The organism is Streptomyces sp. Y1 (assembly GCF_041053115.1).
GTDB lineage: Bacteria > Actinomycetota > Actinomycetes > Streptomycetales > Streptomycetaceae > Kitasatospora > Kitasatospora rubellomurina.
The window spans coordinates 1921346-1947241 of the sequence record NZ_CP163445.1 but is presented as its reverse complement, the minus strand read 5'-3'; the positions used below and the strand labels follow the sequence as shown (position 1 = coordinate 1947241).

Below are 25896 nucleotides of genomic sequence, written 5' to 3'. Positions count from 1 at the left end.
CTAGACCGTCGCCCGCTCGGTCCGGTCGGCGGCCAGGCCGTCCGGCTGGGCCGACAGGTAGGCGGCGCCGCAGGCGGTCAGCCGCAGGGCGGTGTCGATCAGCGGGACGTGGCTGAAGGCCTGCGGGAAGTTGCCGACCTGCCGCTTGAGCCGCGGGTCCCACTCCTCGGCGAGCAGCCCGAGGTCGTTGCGCAGCGCCAGCAGCCGGTCGAACAGCTCGCGGGCCTCCTGCACCCGGCCGATCATGGCCAGGTCGTCGGCGAGCCAGAACGAGCAGGCCAGGAAGGCCCCTTCGTGGCCGGACAGGCCGTCCACGTTGTTCCCGGACTCGTCGTGGGTCGGGTAGCGCAGCACGAAGCCGTCCTCGGTGGACAGTTCGCGCTGGATCGCCTCGATGGTGCCGATCACGCGCTTGTCGTCCGGCGGCAGGAAGCCGACCTGCGGGATGAGCAGCAGCGAGGCGTCCAGCTCCTTGCCGCCGTAGTACTGCGTGAAGGTGTTGCGCTCCGGGTCGTAGCCCTTCTCGCAGACGTCCCGGTGGATGGTGTCGCGCAGTTCGCGCCAGCGCTCCAGGTGGCCGCCGGCGGGCGCGTCCTCGGGGGTCTGCTCCAGCAGCTTGATGGTGCGGTCGACGGCGACCCAGGCCATCACCTTGGAGTGGACGAAGTGCCGGCGCGGGCCGCGCACCTCCCAGATGCCCTCGTCCGGGTTCTGCCAGTGGTCCTCCAGGTACTCGATCAGGCGCAGCTGGAGGTGGTGGGCGTGGTCGTTGCGCACCAGGCCGGTCATGTGGGCCAGGTGCAGGGCCTCCACCACCTCGCCGTAGACGTCGAGTTGGAGCTGCCCGGCGGCGCCGTTGCCGATCCGGACGGGCTGCGAGCCCTCGTAGCCGGGCAGCCAGTCGAGCGAGGACTCGGTGAGTTCGCGCTCGCCGGCGATGCCGTACATGATCTGCAGGTTCTCCGGGTCCCCGGCGACGGCCCGCAGCAGCCACTCGCGCCAGGCGCGGGCCTCGTCGCGGTAGCCGGTGCGCAGCAGCGAGGAGAGGGTGATCGCGGCGTCGCGCAGCCAGGTGTAGCGGTAGTCCCAGTTGCGCTCGCCGCCGATGTCCTCGGGCAGCGAGGTGGTGGGGGCGGCGACGATGCCGCCGGTGGGGGCGTAGGTGAGGCCCTTGAGGGTGATCAGCGAGCGGATCACGGCCTCGCGGTAGGGGCCCTGGTAGGTGCACTGCCCGGCCCACTCGTGCCAGAAGTCGGCGGTGGCGTCGAGCATCTCCTCGGCGTCCGGGACGGCCGGCGCGTCGAGGTGGGAGGCCTGCCAGGTGAGGGCGAAGGCGATCCGCTCGCCGGCGGTGACGGTGAAGTCGGCGTAGGTGGTGAGGTCGCGCCCGTACGTCTCGGCCTCGCCGTCCAGCCAGACCGAGTCGGGCCCGGCGACGGCGACGGTGCGGTGGCCGCCGTCCGCCTGCTCCATGCGGTGGACCCAGGGCACCACCCGGCCGTACGAGAAGCGCATCCGCACCGCCGAGCGCATCCGGACGGTGCCGGCCACGCCCTCGACGATCCGGATCACCTGCGGGACGGCGTCCCGGCCGGCCAGCGGGCGCGGCGGCATGAAGTCGATCACCCGCACGGTGCCGCCCTGGGCGTCCCACTCCTGCTCCAGGATCAGCGAGTCGCCCCGGTAGCGGCGGCGGTCGGCCGGCACGGCGGGGGCGGCGGCGGTGGGCGGCGGGACGCGCAGGTCGATGGTGTCGGCGAGGCGGACCCGGCCGGCGGCCGCGGCGAGTGCGCCGGCGGCCGGGGCGGGGGCCGGGACGTCGCTCAGGACGGCTTCGGCCGGGCCGATCCGCCAGAAGCCGTGTTCATCGGTGCCGAGGAGGCCGGCGAAGACGGCCGGTGAGTCGAAACGGGGGAGGCAGAGCCAGTCCACCGCCCCGTCCCTGCTGACCAGGGCAGCGGTCTGCATGTCCCCGATGAGTGCGTAGTCCTCGATACGGCCGGCCACGTGGATCTCCAGTTCGCAATGTGGTCAGGACGCATCGGCGATCCGGGGGAGCGAGCGGTCTGCGGGGCCGGAGGTCCACCCCGGGACGTCCGGCCCGCCGGAGGGTGGTGGCGGGCCTTGCTGGAGTGTCCGCGCGGGGCTCGGTAGGCCCCTGAGGTGGGTGGGGAGGAGCTTGGAATACGGGGAGGTCCGGTCGCGCATCGGGGACCGGGAGCGCCTGACCCTCCCACGCCCTCCGCGTGCTCGTGCTGTCGGCGATGCGTCCGTGCAGCTTACGACGGACGAAAGGGGCGAAGCACGCGGGCGCAGCCTCGTGTGGCGCCGCAATTCGGCGGAAATGCCGTGCATCGCGGGCCCGGCGGTCAGGATGGCCCGGAAGGATCACCTCCGGGTGGTCCCGTGGGAGGGGGCACCATGGCCCGTACGGCGTGCCGTCCGGGGCTCCGGAGTGGCCCGGTCCGACCGGCGTGCGACCGGTGGGACGGGTGCGGCGCGTGGTGCGCCGGTGGTGCGCCCCCCGCGCGCCGGTGGTGCCGGGCGGGCGGGCCGGAAGGCGACCGTGCCGAGGCACTGTTACCCTGGTATCCCGTGGACCGGTGGGATCAAACGCCCCGGACCAGCCGAACCGACGACCCCCCGAGCGCCGTGCACACCGCACCGGGCTCCCGTCGTCCGGCGACCCCGTGAGCCTCCCACCACGTCACCTTCGACACGCGACCCACGGGAGCCCCCTCTTGGCACAGCCCCATTCCGGCAAGGCAGCGAACGGCCGCGCCGTGACGACCAAGCACCTCTTCGTCACCGGGGGTGTCGCCTCTTCGCTCGGCAAGGGGCTGACCGCCTCCAGCCTCGGCGCGCTGCTCAAGGCCCGCGGCCTGCGCGTGACGATGCAGAAGCTCGACCCGTACCTCAACGTGGACCCGGGCACCATGAACCCGTTCCAGCACGGTGAGGTCTTCGTCACCGACGACGGCGCCGAGACCGACCTGGACATCGGCCACTACGAGCGGTTCCTCGACACCAACCTGCACGGCTCGGCGAACGTCACCACCGGCCAGGTGTACTCGACGGTCATCGCCAAGGAGCGCCGCGGCGAGTACCTGGGCGACACCGTCCAGGTCATCCCGCACATCACCAACGAGATCAAGTCCCGGATCCGCCGGATGGCGACCGAGGACGTCGACGTGGTGATCACCGAGGTCGGCGGCACCGTCGGCGACATCGAGTCGCTGCCGTTCCTGGAGGCCGTCCGCCAGGTCCGCCACGAGGTCGGCCGGGACAACGTCTTCTTCGTGCACGTCTCCCTGCTGCCGTACATCGGCCCCTCGGGCGAGCTGAAGACCAAGCCCACCCAGCACTCGGTGGCCGCCCTGCGCAACATCGGCATCCAGCCGGACGCCATCGTGCTGCGCGCCGACCGCGAGGTCCCGCAGGCGATCAAGCGCAAGATCTCGCTGATGTGCGACGTGGACGAGGAGGCCGTGGTCGCGGCCATCGACGCCAAGTCGATCTACGACATCCCGAAGGTGCTGCACGGCGAGGGCCTGGACGCCTACGTGGTGCGCCGCCTGGACCTGCCGTTCCGCGACGTGGACTGGACCACCTGGGACGACCTGCTGCGCCGCGTCCACGAGCCGCAGCACATCGTCAAGGTCGCCCTGGTCGGCAAGTACATCGACCTGCCGGACGCCTACCTGTCGGTGACCGAGGCGCTGCGCGCCGGCGGCTTCGCCAACAACGCCCGGGTCGAGATCAAGTGGGTCACCTCGGACGACTGCGAGACCCCCGAGGGCGCCCAGGCGCAGCTCGGTGACGTCGACGCGATCTGCATCCCCGGCGGCTTCGGCGACCGCGGCGTCAACGGCAAGGTCGGCGCGATCACCTTCGCCCGCGAGAACAAGGTCCCGCTGCTCGGCCTGTGCCTGGGCCTGCAGTGCGTGGTCATCGAGGCCGCCCGCAACCTGGCCGGTCTGCCCGAGGCCAACTCCACCGAGTTCGACGCCGCCGCCAAGCACCCGGTCGTCTCCACCATGGCCGAGCAGCTGGCGATCGTCGACGGCAAGGGCGACCTGGGCGGCACCATGCGCCTGGGCCTGTACCCGGCCAAGCTCGCCGAGGGCTCGATCGTCCGCGAGGTCTACGGCGGCGAGCAGTACGTCGAGGAGCGCCACCGCCACCGCTACGAGGTCAACAACGCGTACCGCGCGGACCTGGAGAAGACCGGCCTGCAGTTCTCCGGCCTCTCTCCCAAGGGCGACCTGGTCGAGTACGTCGAGTACCCGCGCGAGGTGCACCCCTACCTGGTCGCCACCCAGGCGCACCCGGAGCTGAAGTCCCGCCCGACCCGCCCGCACCCGCTGTTCGCGGGCCTGGTCAAGGCGGCCATCGAGATCAAGACCTCGGCCGCCGAGTAGTCCCGAGCAGCCCCGAGCAGTCCCCGCTGTTCACCGGACGGCGGCCCCGCGATTCCCGCGGGGCCGCCGTTCGGCGTTAGATTGTGTCGTACTGACGAAAAGGGGAGTGCGATGGACGAGCAGAGCGGCCAGGGGATCGCCGACGCGGCCGAGGAGTGGGAGGTCCGCGACAGCCGGACGCCGTTCCAGGGCAAGGTCACCGGCGTGCGCAGCGAGGAGGTCCGGATGCCGGACGGCAGCTGGGCCCGCCGCGACTACCAGACCCACCCGGGCTCGGTCTCGGTGCTCGCCCTCGACGAGCAGCAGCGGGTCCTGGTGCTGCGCCAGTACCGCCACCCCGTGCGCCAGCGGCTGTGGGAGCTGCCGGCCGGCCTGCTCGACGTGCCCGGCGAGAACCCGTGGCACGCCGCCCAGCGGGAGCTGTACGAGGAGGCGCACTGCAAGGCCGACACCTGGCGGATCCTCGCCGACTACTACACCTCCCCGGGCGGCACCGACGAGGCGCTGCGGATGTTCCTGGCCACCGACCTGTCGGCCGCCGAGGGCGAGCGCTACGAGGCCGAGGGCGAGGAGCTGCAGATCGAGCTCGCCTGGGTGCCGGTGCCGGAGCTGATCCGGCTGATCCACGCCGGGCGGCTGCACAACCCCACCCTGATCACCGGCACCCTGGCCGTGCACGCCGCGCTCACCTCCCCGGCGGGCCTGGACGGGCTGCGCCCGGCCGACGCGCCGTGGCCGGCCCGGCCGTTCACCGCCTGATCCGCTTCAGCGCCCGATCGGGGGGCGGGCCGTGCGGCCCGTTGATTCGCCCGGGTGATTCGCCGGTTCGTACGACCGGATGGCACCTCGGCTGATCGGCCGGTCGAACTACGCTTCGCAGGCAGGGCGCCCGTTCCGGGCGGCCCGCGCCGAGCGCGGTGAGCGCCGGATGCCGAGCGCCGGAGGACAGCGGGAGTGGCACGGGTGGCGAGGAAGACCGCGACGATGGACCCCGGCTCCGACGCGCCCGCCGGGCTCGCCCCCGGACTGGAACGGCTGCCCGCCGGGCCGACGCTGTTCGTCGGGCGGCGCTCCGAGCTCGCCGCGCTGCGGGCCGCCGCCGCCCGTCCGGCCAGCGGGCGCTGCCCGGTGCTGGTGCTGGCCGGGCGGCCCGGCTCCGGCCGGACGGCGCTCGCCGTCCGCTTCGCCCGTACCACCGCCGCCGACTACCCGGACGGCGTGCTGTTCGCCCGGCTGTCCGCCCCGGACGGCTCCCGGGTGCCGCCGGCCCGGGCGGCCCGGCTGCTGCTGGAGCAGCTGGACCCGGAGGCCGCCGTGCCGCTGCCCGGTGCCGCCGAGGACGGGCGGGACGAGCCCGGCTGCGTGGCGCTGCGCGCGGCACTGGCCGGGCGGCGGGTGCTGCTGGTGCTGGACGACGTCCGGGACGCCGGGCAGCTGTGGCCGCTGCTCGCCGACGAGCCGGGCTGCCTGGTGCTCGCCACCACGGCCGGGCCGCTCACCGGGATCGAGGACATCGATCCGGTGATCCTCGGCGGGCTGGACCGGCCGGCCTCCGGCGAGCTGCTGGCCGACCTGGTCGGCGGCACCCGGATCTCCTGCGACCCGGTCGGCGGCGCCGACCTGGCCGAGGCCTGCGCGTCCCGGCCGGCCGCGCTGCGGCTGATGGCCGGCTGGCTGCGGGCCAGTCCGAAGAGCGCGGTGACGGAGGCGGTGCGGGAGCTGCACCGGGCGGTGGCGGAGGAGTCGGCGCCGCCGGTGAAGGGGGACACCGCCGCCGCCGAGCCGGCCGTCGAGTCCGCGCCGGCGAAGCCCGTCAAGCCCGTCACGCCTGTCAAGGACGGGAAGGCCGTCAAGGGCGGGAAGGCCGTCAAGGGCGGGAAGGCCGGGAAACCCGGGAAGCCGGTCGGGGCCGAGAAGCCCGTGAACGCCGAGCAGCCGCAGAAGGGGCAGGAGAAGGGGGAGACGGCGGAGAAGGGAGGGAAGGGGGACAAGGAGGGGAAGGGGACCGGGGCCGCCGGGGCGGCCGGCTGGGTGAAGCCGGCGCCGGAGCCGGCCGAGCCGGTGCCCGTCCCCGACACGGACCCGCTGATCGGCGCGTTCACCCTGCTCTACCGCACGCTGCCGCCCGCCCGGGCCCGGATGCTGCGCGCCCTCACCCTCGCCCCGGCGCAGACCGCCGACCCGCGGACCGCCTCCGCCCTGGTCGGCTGCCCGGTGCCGGAGGCGGCCGAGACGCTGGCGGCGCTCGCCGAGCGGGAACTGCTCGGCGAGGAGGCGCCCGCCGAGGACGGCACCCCGCGCTACCGGGTGCCCGGGCGGCTCTACCCGCGGCTGGTGCGGCTGCGCGAGCGGGAGGACCGGCCCACCGAGACCGAGCTGGCCCGGGCCCGGCTGCTGGAGCGGCTGGTCCGGCTCACCGACACCGCCCGCGCCCTGCTCGACCCGGCCTCCGGCCCCGCCCCGGAGCCGCTGCCCGCCGCGCTGCGGCTGCACTCGGCCGCGCACGCCCGGCAGTGGCTGCTCGGCGAGCGGGAGCTGCTGCTCGGCGCGGTGGCCGACGCGATCGGCCAGGGCGACCTGGACGGCTCGGCCGGGCGGCTGGTCACCGCGCTGCTGCGGGCGCTGCCGCTGACCGGCGCCGCCGCCCCCGCCGACCTGTACCGGCTGCACGAGCTGGTGCTGACCGTCGCCGAGCGCAACGGCCGGCCGCGCCGGGCCTCCGCCGCGCTGCTCAACCTGGGCGACCTCCAGGTGGCGGCGGGCCGCTGGGAGCAGGCCGCCGGGCACTACCGGGCCGCGCTGGAGCACGCCCGTGCGGTCGGGGACGAACCGCTGTGCGCCCGGGCCCTGGAGGGCGCGGCCGGCTGCCACCGGGCGCTCGGCGACGCGGTGCGCGCCGCCGACTGGTACGGGCGGGCGCTCGGCCTGCGGCAGTCGCTCGGCGACCGGGCGGCGGAGGCCCGGCTGCTGGCCCGGGTGGCCGAGGCGCACACCGCCCAGCGCCGTTTCGAGGAGGCCGACCGGGAGTACCGGGCGGCGCTCGCGGTGCTGCGCCGGCTCGGCGACGAGCGCGGCCGGGAGGCGGTCGGGGCGGCCCTCGCGGACCTGCGGGAACGGGTCGACGGCGGGTGGTGAGGGGTGTTTCCGGAGTATCGTCGTAGTTGTCCGGTTGGCGTGCATTGCCTGGGTAAGCGGTAGGGGAAGCCTACGAACCTGCCAATGCATCCGGAAAATTTATTCACTTTGGAAGGCTGACAGGCCGACTGGGCTTCATTACACTCGAACTCAGTCGCGCAGCGATCCCCTGCCACGGGCATGCCCGGAGGCTTCCCCCCGCGCGCGTCGCCCACCGGTTTTCGCCGGTTGGTCCCCCATGGCAAGAGGACGTGTTCAGTCGTGAAGGTCGGCATCCCCCGCGAGGTCAAGAACCACGAGTACCGCGTGGCCATCACGCCCGCCGGCGTGCATGAGCTGGTCCGCAACGGGCACGAGGTCTACATCGAGGACAACGCCGGTGTCGGCTCCTCGATCCCCAACGAGGAGTACGTGGCCGCCGGCGCCACCATCCTCCCCACCGCCGACGAGGTGTGGGCCACCGCCGACCTCCTGCTGAAGGTCAAGGAGCCGATCGCCTCCGAGTACCACCGGCTGCGCAAGGGGCAGACCCTCTTCACCTACCTGCACCTGGCGGCCGACCGGGCCGGCACCGACGCGCTGGTCGCCTCCGGCACCACCGCCATCGCGTACGAGACCGTCCAGCTGGGCAACGGCGCGCTGCCGCTGCTCGCCCCGATGTCCGAGGTCGCGGGCCGGCTGGCCCCGCAGGTCGGCTCCTACCACCTGATGCGCCCGGCCGGCGGCCGCGGCGTGCTGCCCGGCGGCGTGCCCGGCACCCACCCGGCCAAGTGCGTCGTCATCGGCGGCGGCGTCTCCGGCTGGCACGCGGCCACCATCGCCATCGGCATGGGCTACGACGTGACCCTGCTCGACCGCGACATCAACAAGCTGCGCGAGGCCGACCGCATCTTCGGCACGAAGATCAAGGCCATCATGTCCAACTCCTTCGAGCTGGAGAAGGCCGTCATCGAGGCCGACCTGGTCATCGGCGCCGTGCTGATCCCGGGCGCCAAGGCCCCGAAGCTGGTCACCAACGAGCTGGTCTCCCGGATGAAGCCGGGCTCCGTGCTCGTCGACATCGCCATCGACCAGGGCGGCTGCTTCGAGGACTCGCACCCGACCACGCACGCCGAGCCGACCTTCCAGGTCCACAACTCCGTGTTCTACTGCGTGGCGAACATGCCGGGCGCCGTCCCGAACACCTCCACCTACGCGCTGACCAACGCGACGCTGCCGTACGTCGTCGAGCTGGCCAACCGCGGGTGGAAGGAGGCGCTGCGCCGCGACGCCGCGCTCGCCAAGGGCCTGAACGTGCACGAGGGCCAGATCACCTTCCCGGCCGTCGCCGAGGCCTTCGGCCTGGAGTCGGTCACGCTGGAGAGCGTGCTCGCCTGAACACCCTGACCGCACGGCGGTCGTTCGCCCCCGATCCGATCCCCTCGGATCGGGGGCTTCGCCGTGCCCGTGCGCGGCGGGCAGCCCGGGCGGGTCGCTCTGTCGTCAATTTCGGTCGGTCGTGTCACCCGACCGCACCCGCGTGCGGAAACGTCGGCCTCCGTGACCCGCTCATCCCTTGACAGCAGCCCGCCCGAGAGTCGACACATCCGGCCCTCTACCGTGGATTGTGTTGCTGCGAACGCCTGAAACGGCCTAGAGTCGCAAACCGTCGGCATGCTGCCACGCTGACGAATCGACATAGAGTCCGGGACGCCCAAGGAGGTAAGACGACTTGTGAATGAGTCGACAATTGCTCCCGGGGGTGGTCAGCCAGGACTGGCGGAGCTCACCGCCGGCCAGCCGAGTGAGGAGCCCGGGGCCCGGCAGCCCTCCGTGGGCTCGGCCGAGGTCGGCTCGGTCGCACTCCGTACCTTCGAAGCACGCCAGAACACAGCACAGGTGACCACGGTGACCGATCACGACGCCGACTTGGCGGCCTACGGCCTGGCCTACGGCGAGTTCGCCTACGGCGCCTACGACGACCCGGACGCCGAGTACGAGCCCGACCCGGAGTACGCCGCCACGCTGGCCCCGGACGCCGCGCGCCAGCGCCGCGAGCGGATCGGCCCCACCGGCCGTCCGCAGCCGTACTTCCCGATCCCCGCGCCGGTCGCCGAGCACGGCCCCGCCCAGATCATCGCCATGTGCAACCAGAAGGGCGGCGTCGGCAAGACCACGTCGACCATCAACCTGGGCGCGGCGCTGGCCGAGTACGGCCGCCGGGTGCTGCTCGTCGACTTCGACCCGCAGGGCGCGCTCTCGGTCGGACTGGGCGTCAACCCGATGGAGCTGGACGTCACCGTCTACAACCTGCTCATGGAGCGGGGCCTGACGGCCGACGAGGTGCTGCTCAAGACGGCCGTGCCGGGCATGGACCTGCTGCCGTCCAACATCGACCTCTCCGCCGCCGAGGTGCAGCTGGTCAGCGAGGTGGCCCGGGAGTCCGCGCTGGCGCGCGCCCTGAAGCCGCTGCTGCCCGACTACGACTACGTCATCATCGACTGCCAGCCCTCGCTGGGCCTGCTGACGGTCAATGCGCTGACGGCCGCTCACAGCGTGATCGTGCCGCTGGAGTGCGAGTTCTTCGCGCTGCGCGGCGTCGCGCTGCTGACCGAGACGATCGAGAAGGTCTGCGAGCGGCTCAACCCCGACCTGCGCCTGGACGGCATCCTCGCGACCATGTACGACTCGCGCACCGTGCACAGCCGCGAGGTGCTGGCGCGCGTCGTCGAGGCGTTCGGCGAGCACGTCTTCCACACCGTCATCGGCCGGACCGTGCGCTTCCCGGAGACCACCGTCGCCGGCGAGCCCATCACCACGTACGCCACCAACTCGGTCGGCGCCGCCGCCTACCGCCAGCTCGCCAGGGAGGTGCTCGACCGGTGCCGCCCCGCCGAGTGAGTCTCCCGGGTGCCGACGAGCTGTTCCGGACCACCGGCGGGATGGCGTTGTCGCCGTCCCTCGCGCCGCGTCCGGCCGCCGAGGCATCCAGACCGGAGACCGCGCGGACCGTCAACGGCACGGACGGCGCCGAGGGCGCCGGGGCCGTCCCGGGCGCCCAGGGGCCCCAGGACGACCGTCAGCAGCCCTCCGAGCAGCAGCAGGCCGCCGGGGTGCCGGCGCCCGCGCAGCGGCCCGCCACGGCGGCCGCCGGGGGCCAGGGTGCCCGCCAGCACCCCGGCGGGGCCGAGGAACAGCCCGCCGCGGCCGGGCGCGCCCGCCCGCGCGGCCGCGCGCCGCGCCGCCCGAGCGGGCGCGAGCGGCACGACGAGAAGATCACCGTGTACGTGTCCGCCGAGGAACTGATGGACCTCGAGCACGCCCGGCTGGTCCTGCGCGGCGAGCACGGCCTGGCCGTCGACCGCGGGCGGATCGTCCGGGAGGCCATCGCGGTCGTCCTGGCGGACCTGGAGCAGCGCGGCGAGGCCTCGATCCTGGTCCGGCGGCTGCGCGGGCGCTGACGCGCCGGGCGCGGCAGCGCGTCGGTCGGGCGTCGGTAGGGTGCCGGCCGGGCGGCGTGTCGGCGGCCCCGGGGCGGGGCCGGTGACCGGCCCGGGTGAAGATGGACCGCCATGCCGAGCACCACCGAACCAGCCGCCAGCACCGCGAACGCGACCGAGGACCCGTCGCGGGGCGGCTTCCGGGTGCGGCTGGACAACTTCGAAGGCCCCTTCGACCTGCTGCTGAGCCTGATCGCCAAGCACAAGCTGGACGTCACCGAGGTGGCGCTGGCCACCGTGACGGACGACTTCATGGCGCACATCCGGGCGATGGGCCCGGACTGGGACCTGGACGCCGCCACCGAGTTCCTGGTCGTCGCCGCCACCCTGCTCGACCTCAAGGCCGCCCGGCTGCTGCCCGTCGCCGAGGTCGAGGACGAGGCGGACCTCGCCCTGCTGGAAGCCCGCGACCTGCTGTTCGCCCGATTGCTGCAGTACCGGGCCTACAAGCGGGCCGCGGCGCTGTTCGGCGAGCGCTGGGCCGCCGAGCTGCTGCGCCGGCCGCGCTCCGCGGCCCTGGAGCCCCGGCACGCCGCGCTGCTGCCCGAGGTCGTCCTCACCATCGGGCCGCAGCGGCTGGCCGAGCTCGCGGCCAAGGCGATGGAGCCGAAGCCGAAGCCGGTGGTGTACGTGGACCACATCCACAGCCCGCCGGTCAGCGTCCGTGAGCAGGCCGGGCTGGTGGTGCGGCTGCTCACCGAGCTGGGCGAGGCCACCTTCCAGCAGCTGGTGGCGGACGCGCCGGACACCCTGGTGGTGGTCGCCCGCTTCCTGGCGCTGCTGGAGCTGTACCGGGAGAAGGCGCTCGACTTCGCCCAGCCGGAGGCGCTCGGCGAGCTGCGGGTGCGCTGGGTCGCCGAGCCGGGCCGGGGGCCGGTCGAGGTGACGGACGAGTTCGACCGCCCGGCGGGCGGGGCCGGGAAGGACGAGGAGGACGGGCGCGGATGAGCGGCACGAGCGGGGCCCACGACGGCGACGGCGGCGGGCGGCCGGTGCGGCGCCCGCTCGGGCTGCCCGGGCAGCCGCGGGACGGCGAGTGGCTGGAGCCGGTCTTCGAGCTGCTGCCGGAGCCGGTTCCCGGCGAGGACGCCGCGGCGCAGGCCCGGGTCGTGCACCAGAAGTCGACCCCGCCGACTTCCGGCGCACCGCAGGCCCCGGACCGGGAGCTGCGGGCCGCGCTGGAGGCGATCCTGATGGTCGTCGACGAGCCCGCCGGGGAGGCGCGGCTGGCCGGCGTGCTGGAGCGCCCCCGGGCCGAGGTGGCGGTCGCGCTGCGCGAGCTGTCCGCCGAGTACACCGCCCAGGGCCGGGGCTTCGACCTGCGGCTGGTCGCCGGCGGCTGGCGCTTCTACAGCCGGGAGGGCTGCGCGCCGGCCGTCGACCGCTACCTGCTGGACGGCCAGCAGGCCCGGCTCACCCAGGCCGCGCTGGAGACCCTGGCGGTCGTCGCCTACCGGCAGCCGGTGTCCAGATCCCGGGTTTCCGCCGTCCGCGGTGTGAACTGTGACGGCGTGATGCGTACCCTGGTACAGCGAGGACTGGTGGAAGAGGCCGGATCCGAGCCCGAAACAGGTGCGATCCTGTATCGGACGACGAACTACTTCCTGGAACGGATGGGGCTCCGCGGCCTGGACGAGCTGCCGGAACTCGCACCCTTCCTGCCCGAGGTCGACGACGTGGAAGCGGAGTCCCTGGAGGGCACGATGATCGCGGAGGCGGTCGCCGCCGCTGCCGCGCAGGCCGCGGACGGCAGTGGCGAGGCCGATCGGGCCGGGCCCGATCGGTAGGGGGCGGTGAGGTCGGCCGAGACGACCGCACGGCCCAGACGGAAAACGACGTACGGACACTTTGATGCGCAGCAGTGGCAACGGCAGGAACGGCAGCGGCGGCGGCAGCGGCCGCGGCGGACAGGGCGGGGGCGGCCGGGGCGGTTCGTCCTACGGGGGCGGCAGCGGCGGCGGCCGCGGCGGCTCGGGCTCGCGCGGAGGTTCGTACGGCGGTGGCTCGGGTTCGGGCTCGCGGGGCGGCTCCTCGTACGGCGGCGGCTCGCGGGGCGGGTCCTCGTACGGCGGTGGCTCCGGCGGCGGCTCGCGCGGCGGGTCCTCGTACGGCGGCGGCTCCGGCTCGTACGGGCGGGACGACCGTCGCCGCGACGACCGGCGCGACGACCGCCGCTACCCGGACCGCCCGCTGCGGCCCGAGGAGCGCAAGTACGACCGCCCCGAGTACGGCGGCGGCCCGAACGCCACCCCCGCCCGCGGCGGCTTCGCCGGCCGGCGCCCCGGCGCGGCCCCGCGCCCGCGCCGCGAGGGCCAGGGCGCCCCGGGCGACCCGCGCCGCCAGCCGCAGCGCTCGCGCGAGCTGCAGGCCAAGATCGAGGACGCCGTCCTCGCCCGGCACGACAAGCCGGCCGTCAAGCTGCCGAAGACCTTCGCCGAGCCCGAGGGCGAGCGCCTGCAGAAGGTGCTGGCGCGGGCCGGCATGGGCAGCCGTCGCGCCTGCGAGGAGCTGATCGAGCAGGGCCGCGTCGAGGTCAACGGCAAGCGCGTCACCGAGCAGGGCAAGCGGGTCGACCCCGCCAACGACGAGATCAAGGTGGACGGCCTGACCGTCGCCACCCAGTCGTACCTGTTCTTCGCGCTCAACAAGCCGGCCGGCGTGGTCTCCACCATGGAGGACCCGGACGGCCGCCAGTGCCTGGGCGACTACGTGACCAACCGGGAGACCCGGCTGTTCCACGTCGGCCGCCTGGACACCGAGACCGAGGGCATCATCCTGCTCACCAACCACGGCGAGCTGGCCCACCGCCTCACCCACCCGCGGTACGGCGTGACCAAGACCTACCTGGCCGCCATCCAGGGCCCGATCCCGCGCGACCTGGGCAAGCAGCTGGCCCAGGGCATCGAGCTGGAGGACGGCTACGCCCGCGCCGACAGCTTCAAGGTGGTCTCCAACGTCGGCAAGAACTACCTGGTCGAGGTGACCCTGCACGAGGGCCGCAAGCACATCGTCCGCCGGATGCTGGCCGAGGCCGGCTTCCCGGTCGAGAAGCTGGTGCGCACGCACTTCGGGCCGATCGCGCTCGGCGACCAGAAGTCGGGCTGGCTGCGCCGCCTGACCAACCCGGAGGTCGGCCAGCTGATGCGCGAGGTCGGTCTGTAGGCCGCCGGTTCACCCGGATTTCCTCGGAGGGCTCCCCGCCCGTGGTGGCGGGGGGCCCTCCGTGTCGTGTGTGAGCCGGGACGCAACCGCTGGTCACGGCCTTGTCAGCGGGTGATCCGTGGCAGAGGATGGCCACCGGGCCGCCACCGGGCCGCGTGGCGGGGTTGCGCCAGCGCCGTCGTCGGTGGGGGCGATCAGGGGCGAACAGGGGGAGACGGCGTCGTGTCCGATGCACCGCTCAGCGCACTGGGACTGGCCGAGCCGGACGGGCAGGTCTACGCGGCGCTGGTGGCCAGTCCGCAGTCCACCGCGGAGGAGCTGGCGGCCGACTGCGGCCTGACGCTCCAGCAGAGCGTGCGCGCGCTGGACCGGCTGGCGCAGCAGGGCATGGCCACCCGCGCGCCGGTGGACCGCCAGCGCTACCTGCCCGTCGCCCCCGACGTCGCGATCGGCACCCTGATCGGCCACCGGGAGTCCGAGCTGCGGCAGGCCCGGGCCGAGATGCACCGGCTGATGGACGCCTTCCGGGAGGCCTCGCGCTACACCGACCCGGCGCACTCGGTGGAGGTGCTGACCGGCGGCGAGGCGATCGCCCAGCGGCTGGAGCACATGGTCGAGACCAGCCAGTACCAGGTGCGCGGCTTCGACCGGCCGCCGTACATCCAGGACCCGGTGGCGCCGATGCCGCTGCAGCGGCGGCGGCTGCGCGAGGGGCTGAAGGTGCGGACCGTCTACGACCGGGAGGCGGTGGCCTGGCCCGGCCGGCTGGAGCGGAACATCCTGGTCGGCGTCGCGGACGGCGAGGAGGCCCGGGTGCGGCCGACCCTGCCGATGAAGATGATCATGTCGGACGACCGGATGGCGATCATCCCGATCAGCGTCGGCGACAGCGTGCTGGACGCCGCGTACGTGATCCACCCCTCCGCGCTGCTGCAGGCGCTGGACACGCTGTTCGAGGCGGAGTGGGAGCGGGCCGTCCAGCTGCAGGCCGCGATCGGCACCGGGGAGGCCTCGCTGGAGCCGGAGGCCGACCACCGCAAGCTGCTCGGCCTGCTCGCGGCCGGCCTCACCGACGAGTCGATCGCCCGCTCGCTGGGCTGGAGCGCCCGCACCACCCAGCGGCGGCTGCAGAGCCTGATGCGCTCGCTGGGCGCCACCACCCGCTTCCAGGCCGGGATGGCGGCCCGGGAGCGGGGGTGGCTGTGACTGCGGGGCCGGTCGGCTCCGGGGGCTCCGGTCAGCTTTAGGGGCTCCGGTCAGCTCCAGGGGCTGAGCGAGGCCCAGCGGCCGTCCGGGCCGCGCTCGACCTTCTCCAGGCCGACCACGGCGGAGCGGTTCAGCCGGCCGTAGATGTGCGGGAACAGGACGTCGGGGGTGGCCCCGGGCGGTGGGGCGCCGTGCGGGGCCTCCCACTTCACCATCGGCTCCACCAGTGCTTCCTCGATCAGCAGCACCATCAGCGGGTCCGGGGTGTCGGCGAAGAAGGCGTTGGCCACCGCGAGTGCCGTCTGCTCGTCCGCCGAGCAGTGGATGAACCCGTCGGTGAGCAGCGACGCGGCGGCGTACGGGCGGCCGGGGTCGGCCAGCCAGTCGTCCAGGGGGGTGAGGTGGAGGATCATGTTCCTTTTGTACCCCTTTCACTCCTGAGCGGTCGTCACGAGGGCGCGGACGTCGTCACAGCCCGGCCACCTTGGCGGCGGCGGAGACCTCGTACACCAGGGTGAGCGTGCGGTGGGCGCCCGGGCCGAGCGGGACGTCCCAGCGGACGATGCCCTCGGCGTCGAAGGCGTCCGGCGCGGGCGCGCACTCCTCCTTGCGCAGCCGGACCTCCACCGCCGACACCTCGGAGACCGGCACCCGCTCGCGGACCGCCACGACCCGCTCGTCGCGCTCCTCCGGGCCGGAGAAGCGGGACAGGTGCAGCCGGACGGTGCGGGTGGTGGTCTGCCGCCCGGACAGCGCGGCGGCGGCCCGGTGCTCCTCGGCCTCGCGGACCACCCGGTAGTCGTCGGAGCTGCCGAAGGACAGCTCCGCCTCGGCGCCGGCGGCGGTGAACGGCAGCTCGCCGCGGCCGGTGAAGCCGCTGCCGCGGACCAGCTCGACCGGGCCGGCCAGCAGCGGGTGCCCGGCCGCGTTGCGGAACCGGACCACCTGGGTGACCAGCGGGGACAGCTCCGGCGCGCAGGCGTACTCGCTGCTCGCCGGGGCGGTGAAGCCGCCCAGTGGCACCCGGTGCGCCCGGCCGTCCGCGGGGACGGTGGCCGGGGCGGGCGCGGGCAGCACCCGCACCTCGCCGCCGTCGTCCACGCCCGGGACGCCCTCGGCCGGGCCGAGCGTGCTCACCGCCTCCTCGCGCAGCTCCACCTCGACCTTGCGGCGCTCCTCGTCGGTGCGCTCGCGCAGCGTCAGCACGTCCTCGGCGAGGGCGGGCGGGTCGGTGGCGAGGGCCGAGCGGGCGGTGGAGAAGGTGAGGCGGACGTTCGCCCAGTCCTCGCCGGTGCGCTGCCAGACCACCGCCTCGGACTCCAGGTGCACGGTGGCACCCTCGGCGCCGCTGTGCAGGGTGGCGCGGTAGGAGGGGCGCCACAGTGCGCAGGGCACCAGGTGGGCGACGGTCAGCTCGGCCGGGCCGGGTGCGTCCGCCTCGACCGTCAGCTCCAGGTGGGCGACCAGCTCGGCCGGCTCCTCCTCGGCCAGGTCGAGGGCGGTCAGCGTCTGCGAGCGCTCCTGGTCCAGCCGGCGCAGCCGGGAGTGGGTGGCGCGCAGTTCCTCGCCGTGCCGCTCGCGCTCGGCGTCCACGCGCTCCAACTCGCGCGCCCAGCGCGTGCGTTCGATCTCGCCGACGCCCGCGCCCTCGCCGATCTCGCGCAGCAGGTCGGCGCTGAGCTGGGCGAGCAGGGCCAGCCGGGCGTCCAGCCGGGCGCGGGCCTGGTCGGCCAGCCGGTAGGCCGCCTCCAGCTCGTGCAGGCGGCGGCGCAGCGCCGAGTCCTCCGGGCCGGGCGGCAGCGGGGCGCGCGGCGCCCAGCTGCGGACCAGCCGGGCCTCCAGCACCCGGGTGCCGGGCGCCGCGGTCTCGGCCCGCAGGGTGTGGTCGACGGCCAGCGCGGTGACCGGGCCGAAACGCAACCGCTGGACGCCCGCGGTGAGTTCGACCGTGGTCGTGCGCTCGACCTGGCCGCGGTCCTCCAGACAGGTGACGGCGGTGACGGGGAGGGGGGTGGTGGCTCCGGTCATCTCTCAGTTCCTCCGGTTTCCGCCGGCGATGGCCTTTCCGGCCGGGATCTTGATCTGGTAGCCGCCGTCCAGCTCCACGCGGCCGCCCGGCGGCAGTTCCACCCGCCAGAGCCGGGTGCTGGGCGGGCACTCGCGCGTGGACACGGCGGGGGCGTGCCAGTCGGCCCGCTCCTCGATCCGGATCTCGGCGTCGGAGGTGACCGGCACGCGCTCGCGGACCTCCACGGTGACGGTGCGGCCGAGCCGGTTGGCGACCTGGACGTGCACCCGGTGGTCGAGCACGGTGCTGTTGCCCTTCAGCATGCCGGTGGCGGACTCGCGCAGCTCGGTGCGGCGCGCCACCTCGACGCCCTCGGCGACGCCGGCGCCCAGGACGCGCAGCTCGCCGGGGGCGAGGGTGGGCAGGGCGGCGGTCAGCAGGTACTCGTCGTCCACGGTGAGCTCCACCGGGCCCGCCAGGACGGCGCGGTCGGTGCGGTTGGCGAGCACCAGCGTCGCGTACACCTTCTCCTCGACGGCGGGGACGGTGACGTACTCCGGGGTAGCGGCGAGCCGGATCTCGTCCACGGTGACGGTGTGCCAGGTGCCGTCGGACGGGATGTCGGCGGGGGCGGCGGCGTCGAAGCGGTGGTCGAAGGAGCCGGCCGATTCGCGGGGCGGGACGGCGTGCCGGGGGAGGGCGAGGTGGCGGACGTGCTCGCCGCCGCTGCCGCCGGGGGTCAGCCGGTGTTGCTCCTCGTGGGCGAGCCGGTCGGGCCGGGGGCGCAGGGTGCCGCGCTCGGCGTGCGGCGCGTCGGGGCCGGCCAGGACGAGGTCGGGGTAGTCGAGCAGCAGGGCGCCCGGGGCGAGGCCGGGGGGCGGGGGCGGGGCGGGGTGGCTGTCGCGGCGGTGCGAGCGGCGGGCCTCCGGCGCGGCGCCGAAGGCCGGGGCGCCGGGGGCGGGGGCGCCGGGGGCGGGGGCGCCGGGTGCGGTGGGTGCGCTCGGTGCGCTCGGTGCGCTCGGGGCCGGGGGCAGCGAGGCGGCGGGCGGGGGGCCGGCGAACGCGGCCGGGGCGACGGGCTCCGGGGCGAGGGCGTCGGCCTGCAGCGGGTAGCCGTAGCCGTACGCCTGGGGGGCCGGGGGCGTGGCGTGCGGCGTCAGAGGTGGCTGTTGCGGTTCGTCGGCGGCCAGGGAGCCGCCCCGGGCCATCGGGCGGGCGCCGCCCAGGACGGCCGGGCGGGGGCCGCTGGGGCCCGCGCCCGCGCGCTCCGAGCGGCGGCTCCGGGCATCGCGGGCCCCGGCCTCGTACCCGGCGAAGAGGTCGGACAGGCCGGCCGGGGGCTCGCGCCAGCCGGAGGGCGGCGGGGCGGGCTGGCTGCGGCCGATCCGCAGCGAGTTGAGCCTGGGCAGGTCGGTGCGGCGGTCGAGGTCCGCGGTGGACAGGGCCAGGCGGACGCCCGTCCAGTCCTCGCCGGTCTGCTGGGCGAGGCAGGCGCGCAGGACCAGGCGGGCGGAGTCGTCGCCGGTGCGGTAGCTGAGCCGGTAGGCGGGCACCCAGCGGGCGGCCGGGACGCCGTACTCCAGCTCCAGCTCCAGGGTTTCGGCGGGCGTGGTGGGGGCGGCGGGCGTGGTGGGGCTGGTGCCGGTGAGGGAGATCAGCACGGTGGCGTCCGTGCCGACTGCCGGGGTGCGTCCGGCGGTGGAGGCGCGCTCCAGCCGGTCGGCGGCCAACCGGCGCTCGTGCTCGGCGAGTTCGCCCTCGCGGGTGAGCTCCTCGGCGCGCTGCTGGAGCCCGGCCAGCCGTTCGTCGACGAAGTCGGCCAGCTCCAGCCAGGCCTCGGCGGGAGTGCGGCGCAGCGGCTCGTCCGCCCGGCGCTGCGGGGGGACGGCGCGCAGCGCGGTGGTCTCGTCGATCGCGGTCAGGACCAGTCGGCGGCGCTCGGCGAGCGCGCTGCAGCGTTCGGCCGCCTCGTCGAACTCGCGCTGCAGGAGGGGAAGTTCGGCGGGGTCGTGGAGCTCGGGGAGGAATTCCAGGCGGGCCTCGACGACGGCGGCGCCGGCCGGGCCGGCGAGCACCCGGGCGCGCAGCGTGCGGCCGTCCAGGGTGTCGGGCAGGCCGGTCAGCCGCAGCCGGCCGTCCGGGGGGACGGGCACGGCGGCCCGGCGGCGGCACACCGCGCCCTCGGCGTACACCACGACGGAGTCCAGGACGGACGGGTGGGCCGGCACCTCCGGCGGCGCGGCCTCGCCGCTCCGCTGGTCGTTCATCCGGCCGTCCACCTGGCCGTCCACCTGATCATCCATGCGCAACCCCTCTCGTTGGCCTCGCTCGTTCGCGTCGCCGCCGGGCGGCGGTCCGTGCGCCGTGCCCCGCGTGCCGCCGCGCGCCGTCCCCGGGCGGCCAGTGTGCCCCGCTCCGGGGCGGGCGTCGCCGGATTTCCCGGGCGCGGCGTGTGCGCCGTGGCGTCCGCACTGTGTGGGACGGGGGCGGGGGCGCGGTGGTTGCCGGGTACAGCGGCGCGGCGGCACGGTGGCGTGGCGGTGTGGGCGTGGGCGTGGGCGTGGGGGGTCGACGTCGGGGTGGGGCGGATGCGAGAGGATGGGGCCCGGAAGACCCCGGTCGGCTCCTGTCGCCCGCCGGGAACCTGTTGCGGCCTGATGAGGAGAGCGACCCGCCATGCGCACAGCAGTCGTCGTCGGCACCGGACTGATCGGCACCTCCGCCGGGCTCGCGCTGGCGGAACGCGGGCTGACCGTCCACCTGGAGGACGCCGACCCGGACGCCGCGCGCACCGCGTCCTCGCTCGGCGCGGGCACCACCGAGCCGGCCGACGGCCCCGTCGACCTGGCGATCATCGCCGTCCCGCCCGCGCTGGTTGGCAAGGTGCTCGCCGACTGCCAGCGCCGCAACCTGGCCCGCTGGTACACCGACGTGGCCAGCGTGAAGGCCGGCCCGCGCAGCGAGGTCGTGGCGCTCGGCTGCGACACCACGCGCTACATCGGCAGCCACCCGATGGCCGGCCGCGAGCGCTCCGGCCCGCTGGCCGCGCGCGCCGACCTGTTCGAGGGCCGCCCTTGGGTGCTCACCCCGACCGCGGACACCGACACCGAGACGCTCAACGCCGCCCTGGAGCTGGTCGCGCTGTGCGGCGCGATGCCGATCGTGATGGACGCCGCCGAGCACGACCGGGCCGTCGCCCTGGTCTCGCACGCGCCGCAGCTGGTGTCCTCGCTGGTCGCCGCGCGGCTGGAGCACGCCGACGAGACGGCCATAAGGCTCTCCGGCCAGGGCGTCCGGGACGTCACCCGGATCGCCGCCTCCAACCCCGGGATGTGGGTCGACATCCTGTCCGCCAACGCGGGCGCCGTCGCCGACGTCCTGCAGGAGGTCGCCGCCGACCTCGGCGAGACCGTCACCGCGCTGCGCGCCCTCGAGGCCGCCCAGGAGGGCGAGCGCCGGGCCGGCGCGGCCGGGATCGAGGCGGTCATGCGGCGCGGCAACACCGGCCAGTCCCGCATCCCGGGCAAGCACGGCTCGCCGCCCACCCGGTACGAGACCGTGGCGGTCGTGCTCGGCGACCAGCCGGGCGAGCTGGGCCGGCTGTTCGGGGAGGTCGGCGCGGTCGGGGTCAACATCGAGGACGTCGCCATCGAGCACTCGACGGGCCAGCAGGTCGGGTTCGTGCAGCTGTCGGTCGCGCCCGGGGCGGTCGGGCCGCTGACGGCGGCGCTGCGCTCGGGCGGGTGGAGCGTGCGGGACTGACGTCGCTCGGCCGGCCGAGCGGTCGGGCGGTTGGTCGGGCGGCCGGGCGGTCGGAGGTGGTGGAGGCGGGTTCGACGGGGGAGGCGCCATGAGGATCGTCGACGTGCCGCTCGGTGAGGGCCAGGAGCCCGGCGATGCGGGGGAGTTGGCGGAGGTCGGCAACGAGGCCTTCCTGGCGGCGGTGGTGGGCGGGGAGTTCGAGCTGGTCCACCGCAGCACCGGGACGCTGCTCGCCGCCCCCGGGAGCGGCCGGTGGAGGAGGACGAGCCGACCTGGAGCCTGCTGCTGCGCGCCGCGCACGTCGCGTTCTGCGGGCACCTGCCGCTGAGCCTGTCGCCGGACGTGCTCTGGTACGCGGTGGTGCACGAGGTCGCGGTGCACGTACGGCTGAACGCCGAGCTGTACGAGGGGCTGTTCACCACGACGCCCGGGCACCGGCAGACGATCACCGTCCGGGACGACAGCCTGCTCGGGCCGGAGCCGGACTGGGCACGGTCGATCCGGCTGGTGCGGGAGCCGCTGGCGGCGGCGGTCGGCGAGGAGCTGGTGGGGCTCTTCCGGGCGACCTTCTCCACGACCACGCCGGACGACGCGTCCGCGGTGCTGGTGGCGCTGATGGACGTGGTCAGCCCGTACTACGAGTTCAGGTGGGTCTCGCTCTGCGGCATCCCGCGCGTACGGCTGGAGGGGACGGGGCCGGACTGGGCGTTCCTGGCCCGGCGGGTCGCCGAGCTGGCGGAGTGGTTCGAGCCGCTCCGGCCGTGGTTCGAGGCACTGCGGCCGGTGCTGCGCACCCTCGCGCTGACGGCGGCCGGCGGGCCGGTGGACGAGGGCTTCTGGCGCTCGCTGTACAAGTGGGAGTCGGAGTCCGGCGGGGACTACGTCTCCGGCTGGCTCACCGCGTTCTTCGCGCACACCCGGATCTCGGGGGAGCCGGAGCCGCGGACGGACTTCCGGTGGCGGGACGGGCGGACCAGGTTCACCGAGAACGCCTTCCCCTCGCACGTCTCGAAGGTGCCCTTCGCGTGGGAGACGCCGCTCGGGACCTCGCGGATGGCCTTCGTCGGCGGGGTGCTCGGGATCGAGCGGGACGGCGGGTTCGTGCGGCCGAGGCTCGGGAACGCGGTGCTGCGGGTGCTCCGGGACGGGGCGTGAGCGGGGCCTCGTGGCAGGACCGGCGGTCAGTGGGTGGCCGCTCGGTGACCGGCCCGGATCGGGAGTCGGCGGCGGTCCATTAACCTTGAGGGAGACAATCCCCGGCCGTCCGCCCGCGCAGGCGCCCGGTTCCCGTGCTCAGAGAGAGGTTCGCGCCGTGGACACTGCCGACCGAGCGCACGCCCCGGTCGTCGTCGCCATCGACGGACCCTCCGGCTCCGGCAAGTCGACCGTCTCGCGGGCGGTCGCCGCCCGGCTGGGCCTGAGCTTCCTGGACACCGGCGCCATGTACCGGGCGATGACCTGGTGGATGCTGGCCAACGAGGTCGACGTCGAGGACGCGGAGGCGGTGGCCGTCGCCTGCGGCAAGCCGGTGATCGTGTCCGGCACGGACGCGGACGGCCCCACCATCACGGTGGACGGCCAGGACGTCTCCGGCCCGATCCGCGGCCCCGAGGTGACCGCGAAGGTCAGCGCCGTCGCCGCGGTGCCGTCCGTCCGGGCCCGGCTGGTGGAGCTGCAGCGCGGCTGCGCCGAGGTCGCCGAGCGCGGCATCGTCGCCGAGGGCCGGGACATGGGGACGGTGGTGTTCCCGGACGCCACCGTCAAGGTCTTCCTGACCGCCTCCGAGCGGGCCCGGGCCGAGCGCCGGGCGGCCGAGCTGCGCGCCAAGGGCGTCGACGAGGCGACCATCACCGCGATGGCCGCCGACCTCGCCCGCCGGGACGCCGCCGACTCCTCCCGGGAGACGGCCCCGCTGGCGCAGGCCGCGGACGCCGTCCTGGTGGACACGAGCAACCTCACGCTGGAGCAGGTGATCGACCGGATCGCCGCGCTGGTGGAGGAGCGGGCCGGGCTGTCGTCGGTCTGACGACCGGGGGCGAACCGGTCTGACGACCGGGGGCGAGCGGGCGAGGGATGTCCGATCATCCGATCGTCCGGCCATCTGACCATTGAATGAACCGCGGGCCGTCGAGGTGCCGCGGAGGAAACCATCGCGCTGCCCCTGGTGGGGCAGGAACGCACGGCGCGCCCCTGGGAAGGGCCGGGCCGGGAAACGGAACAGACGAACATGACCGCAGAGCACTCCGCCACCGACCACGGTGGGCTGGACGCCGCAGACTACGCCGAGTTCATGGCCATCGCCGCCGAGGAGGGCTTCGACGTCGACGGCTTCGACGCCGCGGACGGCGAGGAGCACGTCCGGCTGCCGGTGCTGGCCGTCGTCGGCCGCCCGAACGTCGGCAAGTCGACCCTGGTGAACCGCATCATCGGCCGCCGCGAGGCCGTCGTCGAGGACAAGCCGGGCGTCACCCGCGACCGGGTCACCTACGAGGCCAGCTGGAACGGCCGCCGCTTCAAGGTCGTCGACACCGGCGGCTGGGAGATCGACGTCCTGGGCATCGACGCCATGGTGGCCGCCCAGGCCGAGCTGGGCATCGAGCAGGCCGACGCGGTGATGTTCGTCGTGGACGCCACGGTCGGCGCCACCGACACCGACGAGGCCCTGATCAAGCTCATCCGCCGGGCCGGCAAGCCGACCGTCCTGTGCGCCAACAAGGTCGACGGCCCGTCCACCGAGGCCGAGGCCGCCTACCTGTGGTCGCTGGGCCTCGGCGAGCCGTACCCCGTCTCCGCCCTGCACGGCCGCGGCTCGGGCGACCTGCTCGACGCCGTCATGGACGCGCTGCCCGAGGCCCCGCCGCAGACCTTCGGCGACGCCGCCCCCGGCGGCCCGCGCCGCGTCGCGCTGATCGGCCGGCCGAACGTCGGCAAGTCCAGCCTGCTCAACAAGGTCGCCGGCGAGGAGCGCGTCGTCGTCAACGAGCTGGCCGGCACCACCCGTGACCCGGTCGACGAGATGATCGAACTCGGCGGCAAGACCTGGAAGTTCGTCGACACCGCCGGTATCCGCCGTCGCGTCCACCTGACCGCCGGCGCCGACTTCTACGCCTCGCTGCGCACCTCCGCCGCGCTGGAGAAGGCCGAGGTCGCGGTCGTCCTGATCGACGCCAGCGAGACCCTGGCCGAGCAGGACACCCGGATCATCTCGATGGCCGTCGAGGCCGGGCGCGCCGTCGTCATCGCCTACAACAAGTGGGACCAGCTCGACGAGGAGCGCCGCTACTACCTGGAGCGCGAGATCGAGCGCGACCTCGTCCAGGTGCAGTGGGCCCCGCGTGTCAACGTCTCGGCCAAGACCGGCCGGCACATGGAGAAGCTCGTCCCGGCGATCGAGACCGCGCTGGAGGGCTGGGAGACCCGCATCCCGACCGCGCGCCTGAACGCCTTCCTCGGCGAGCTCGTGGCCGCCCACCCGCACCCGATCCGCGGCGGCAAGCAGCCGCGCATCCTGTTCGGCACCCAGGCGGGCACCCGTCCGCCGCGCTTCGTGCTGTTCGCCTCGGGCTTCCTGGAGGCCGGCTACCGGCGCTTCATCGAGCGCCGGCTGCGCGAGGAGTTCGGCTTCGTGGGGACGCCGATCTCGATCTCGGTGCGGGTGCGGGAGAAGCGCAAGAAGAAGTAGTCGGTAGGGGTGGGGGATGGCCGAGGGGCCTCGTCGCGGTGGCGGCGGGGCCCTTCTGCTTGCCCGGGGGCCGGGGGGCGTTGCTTGCCGGGGCCCGGGGGTCTGCTGCTGGCTCGGGGCCCGGGGGTCTGCTGCTGGCTCGCCGGGTCAGTGGTGGTGGTCGACGACGCGGCCCGGGGGGAGGGAGAGCAGCTGGCGGTGCCGGCCGCCGGCGGGCTGGGCGGCGACCGGGCCGGGGGCCGTGCCCAGGAGGGGGGACGGGGGCGGGGGAGGGGCGGGCACCGTGTGCGGCACCGGCTGAGGCTGCGGCTGGGGCGTCGGGGTGGGGAGGACGCCGAGGTAGCCGGTGGCGACCCAGCCCTGGCCGTTGGTGAACTGGGGGGACGGCGATGCGGCGTGCGTGGTCGGGCCCGGGCCGCTGCCGGCGGGGGCGGGCGGCTGCTCGGGGTGGCCGCCGACCGGGGCGTGCTGCTGCGGCATGAACGGGGGGAGGCCGTGCGGCTGGCCCCCGTAGGTGTGGAAGGCCTGGGGTTGGGGGTGCTGGTGCTGGTGCTGGTGGTGTTGGGGCGGTGGGTACGGGAACGACCCGCCCGACAGCGGGTGGCCGTCGCGGACGGCGAAGGCGGTGAAGCTGAGGTCCTCCTCGCCGGTGCGGTCGCCGGGCAGGGCGCGGAACAGCCGCCGGTACTCGGAGTACAGCTCGTCGTAGATCGGCGTGGTGGAGGCGGTCTGGGTCGTCACGTACGGGTGCTCCGCGTCGTACGACGGGCGCATGCCCGGGATGGTGAGGTGTCCGGTGGCGGACCGTCCGGGGGACGCGGAGACGTCGTAGCTGTACACATAGGGGCCAACGAGTGAGGGGGCGGGGGGATGCGGGGGCAGGGGATGTGGGGCCGTGGCTTCCGCGGGCCGGGAGGCGGCCGCCGTGGATCGGTCGGCGGCCGCCTCGCGGTGCGGTGGTGCCTGTGGTGCGCGGTTCCTGGGGGCCTGGGGGCCAGAGGGCCTGGGGTGCGGCGGGTTCCTGGGGTGCGGCGGTTCTGC

At 74.8% G+C, this 25896-nt stretch carries 20 protein-coding genes; 15 read left to right on the top strand and 5 right to left on the bottom strand.

The annotated features are described in order from the left end of the window. The gene (locus AB2U05_RS08030) at positions 1-1968 is read right to left on the bottom strand and encodes a glycoside hydrolase family 15 protein (protein WP_341846034.1); all 1968 of its coding nucleotides are present in this window, start codon (positions 1966-1968) and stop codon (positions 1-3) included. A gap of 773 nt (positions 1969-2741) precedes the next feature. On the opposite strand from AB2U05_RS08030, the gene AB2U05_RS08025 reads away from it, so the two are divergent. The 10 genes from AB2U05_RS08025 to AB2U05_RS07980 all read left to right on the top strand — a co-directional run bounded on the left by AB2U05_RS08025 (position 2742) and on the right by AB2U05_RS07980 (position 15403). Next, on the top strand, positions 2742-4421 hold the full coding sequence (locus AB2U05_RS08025) for a CTP synthase (protein WP_045702467.1): 1680 nt from the start codon (positions 2742-2744) through the stop codon (positions 4419-4421). Positions 4422-4532: 111 nt separating this feature from the next. Beyond that, the gene (locus AB2U05_RS08020) at positions 4533-5180 is read left to right on the top strand and encodes an NUDIX hydrolase (RefSeq protein WP_045702464.1); all 648 of its coding nucleotides are present in this window, start codon (positions 4533-4535) and stop codon (positions 5178-5180) included. 204 nt (positions 5181-5384) lie between these two features. Continuing rightward, positions 5385-7556 (top strand): tetratricopeptide repeat protein, encoded by a 2172-nt coding sequence (locus tag AB2U05_RS08015; protein ID WP_369182883.1) that lies wholly within the window; start codon positions 5385-5387, stop codon positions 7554-7556. Positions 7557-7817: 261 nt separating this feature from the next. Then, positions 7818-8933 (top strand): alanine dehydrogenase, encoded by a 1116-nt coding sequence (gene ald, locus AB2U05_RS08010; RefSeq protein ID WP_045702462.1) that lies wholly within the window; start codon positions 7818-7820, stop codon positions 8931-8933. A 435-nt stretch (positions 8934-9368) separates the two neighbouring features. Further along, positions 9369-10436: a ParA family protein gene (locus AB2U05_RS08005; RefSeq protein ID WP_208615551.1), complete on the top strand. Its 1068-nt coding sequence runs from the start codon at positions 9369-9371 to the stop codon at positions 10434-10436. 41 nt (positions 10437-10477) lie between these two features. Beyond that, positions 10478-10996: a hypothetical protein gene (locus AB2U05_RS08000; protein ID WP_078860748.1), complete on the top strand. Its 519-nt coding sequence runs from the start codon at positions 10478-10480 to the stop codon at positions 10994-10996. Positions 10997-11107: 111 nt separating this feature from the next. Further along, entirely contained in the window at positions 11108-11983 is an 876-nt protein-coding gene (locus tag AB2U05_RS07995; protein ID WP_063773582.1) for a ScpA family protein, read from the top strand. A 245-nt stretch (positions 11984-12228) separates the two neighbouring features. Beyond that, complete coding sequence (locus AB2U05_RS07990) at positions 12229-12822, top strand: SMC-Scp complex subunit ScpB (RefSeq protein WP_369185926.1); 594 nt, start codon at positions 12229-12231, stop codon at positions 12820-12822. Between the two features lie 64 nt (positions 12823-12886). Beyond that, the gene (locus tag AB2U05_RS07985; protein ID WP_369182882.1) at positions 12887-14197 is read left to right on the top strand and encodes a pseudouridine synthase; all 1311 of its coding nucleotides are present in this window, start codon (positions 12887-12889) and stop codon (positions 14195-14197) included. 222 nt (positions 14198-14419) lie between these two features. Beyond that, the gene (locus AB2U05_RS07980; protein WP_052707652.1) at positions 14420-15403 is read left to right on the top strand and encodes a helix-turn-helix domain-containing protein; all 984 of its coding nucleotides are present in this window, start codon (positions 14420-14422) and stop codon (positions 15401-15403) included. Between the two features lie 50 nt (positions 15404-15453). Here AB2U05_RS07980 and AB2U05_RS07975 read toward each other — a convergent pair whose 3' ends face one another. Genes AB2U05_RS07975 through AB2U05_RS07965 form a run of 3 tightly spaced genes read right to left on the bottom strand, consistent with a single transcriptional unit; the run spans position 15454 to position 19714 of the window. Beyond that, positions 15454-15816, bottom strand: coding sequence for a DUF952 domain-containing protein (locus AB2U05_RS07975; protein WP_045702456.1), 363 nt, complete (start codon positions 15814-15816; stop codon positions 15454-15456). Between the two features lie 55 nt (positions 15817-15871). Further along, on the bottom strand, positions 15872-17431 hold the full coding sequence (locus tag AB2U05_RS07970) for a mucoidy inhibitor MuiA family protein (protein ID WP_369182881.1): 1560 nt from the start codon (positions 17429-17431) through the stop codon (positions 15872-15874). A gap of 3 nt (positions 17432-17434) precedes the next feature. Continuing rightward, positions 17435-19714, bottom strand: coding sequence for a DUF4139 domain-containing protein (locus tag AB2U05_RS07965; protein ID WP_369182880.1), 2280 nt, complete (start codon positions 19712-19714; stop codon positions 17435-17437). A 373-nt stretch (positions 19715-20087) separates the two neighbouring features. On the opposite strand from AB2U05_RS07965, the gene AB2U05_RS07960 reads away from it, so the two are divergent. The 5 genes from AB2U05_RS07960 to der all read left to right on the top strand — a co-directional run bounded on the left by AB2U05_RS07960 (position 20088) and on the right by der (position 24855). Further along, complete coding sequence (locus AB2U05_RS07960; RefSeq protein WP_045702450.1) at positions 20088-21173, top strand: prephenate dehydrogenase; 1086 nt, start codon at positions 20088-20090, stop codon at positions 21171-21173. Between the two features lie 88 nt (positions 21174-21261). Then, the gene (locus AB2U05_RS07955) at positions 21262-21501 is read left to right on the top strand and encodes a hypothetical protein (protein WP_369182879.1); all 240 of its coding nucleotides are present in this window, start codon (positions 21262-21264) and stop codon (positions 21499-21501) included. Beyond that, positions 21426-22328, top strand: coding sequence for a DUF4419 domain-containing protein (locus AB2U05_RS07950; RefSeq protein WP_369182878.1), 903 nt, complete (start codon positions 21426-21428; stop codon positions 22326-22328). The genes AB2U05_RS07955 and AB2U05_RS07950 overlap by 76 nt, the downstream gene beginning before the upstream one ends. Positions 22329-22485: 157 nt before the next feature. Next, positions 22486-23199, top strand: a complete 714-nt coding sequence (cmk, locus tag AB2U05_RS07945) for a (d)CMP kinase (RefSeq protein WP_369182877.1) — start codon at positions 22486-22488, stop codon at positions 23197-23199. Between the two features lie 201 nt (positions 23200-23400). Further along, positions 23401-24855: a ribosome biogenesis GTPase Der gene (gene der, locus AB2U05_RS07940; RefSeq protein WP_045711499.1), complete on the top strand. Its 1455-nt coding sequence runs from the start codon at positions 23401-23403 to the stop codon at positions 24853-24855. A 147-nt stretch (positions 24856-25002) separates the two neighbouring features. Here der and AB2U05_RS07935 read toward each other — a convergent pair whose 3' ends face one another. Further along, positions 25003-25629 carry a hypothetical protein gene (locus tag AB2U05_RS07935; protein WP_369182876.1) on the bottom strand — a complete coding sequence of 209 codons (627 nt, stop codon included), beginning with the start codon at positions 25627-25629 and terminating at the stop codon, positions 25003-25005. Positions 25630-25896: the final 267 nt, after the last annotated feature.

Coding starts and splice junctions, on each gene's coding strand:
- AB2U05_RS08030 (WP_341846034.1), bottom strand. CDS start 1,968: ATGCAGACCGCTGCCCTGGTCAGCAGGGACGGGGCGGTGGACTGGCTC.
- AB2U05_RS08020 (WP_045702464.1), top strand. CDS start 4,533: ATGGACGAGCAGAGCGGCCAGGGGATCGCCGACGCGGCCGAGGAGTGG.
- AB2U05_RS08000 (WP_078860748.1), top strand. CDS start 10,478: ATGGCGTTGTCGCCGTCCCTCGCGCCGCGTCCGGCCGCCGAGGCATCC.
- AB2U05_RS07995 (WP_063773582.1), top strand. CDS start 11,108: ATGCCGAGCACCACCGAACCAGCCGCCAGCACCGCGAACGCGACCGAG.
- AB2U05_RS07990 (WP_369185926.1), top strand. CDS start 12,229: ATGGTCGTCGACGAGCCCGCCGGGGAGGCGCGGCTGGCCGGCGTGCTG.
- AB2U05_RS07985 (WP_369182882.1), top strand. CDS start 12,887: ATGCGCAGCAGTGGCAACGGCAGGAACGGCAGCGGCGGCGGCAGCGGC.
- AB2U05_RS07975 (WP_045702456.1), bottom strand. CDS start 15,816: ATGATCCTCCACCTCACCCCCCTGGACGACTGGCTGGCCGACCCCGGC.
- AB2U05_RS07970 (WP_369182881.1), bottom strand. CDS start 17,431: ATGACCGGAGCCACCACCCCCCTCCCCGTCACCGCCGTCACCTGTCTG.
- AB2U05_RS07965 (WP_369182880.1), bottom strand. CDS start 19,714: ATGGATGATCAGGTGGACGGCCAGGTGGACGGCCGGATGAACGACCAG.
- AB2U05_RS07960 (WP_045702450.1), top strand. CDS start 20,088: ATGCGCACAGCAGTCGTCGTCGGCACCGGACTGATCGGCACCTCCGCC.
- AB2U05_RS07955 (WP_369182879.1), top strand. CDS start 21,262: ATGAGGATCGTCGACGTGCCGCTCGGTGAGGGCCAGGAGCCCGGCGAT.
- der (WP_045711499.1), top strand. CDS start 23,401: ATGACCGCAGAGCACTCCGCCACCGACCACGGTGGGCTGGACGCCGCA.
- AB2U05_RS07935 (WP_369182876.1), bottom strand. CDS start 25,629: ATGCGCCCGTCGTACGACGCGGAGCACCCGTACGTGACGACCCAGACC.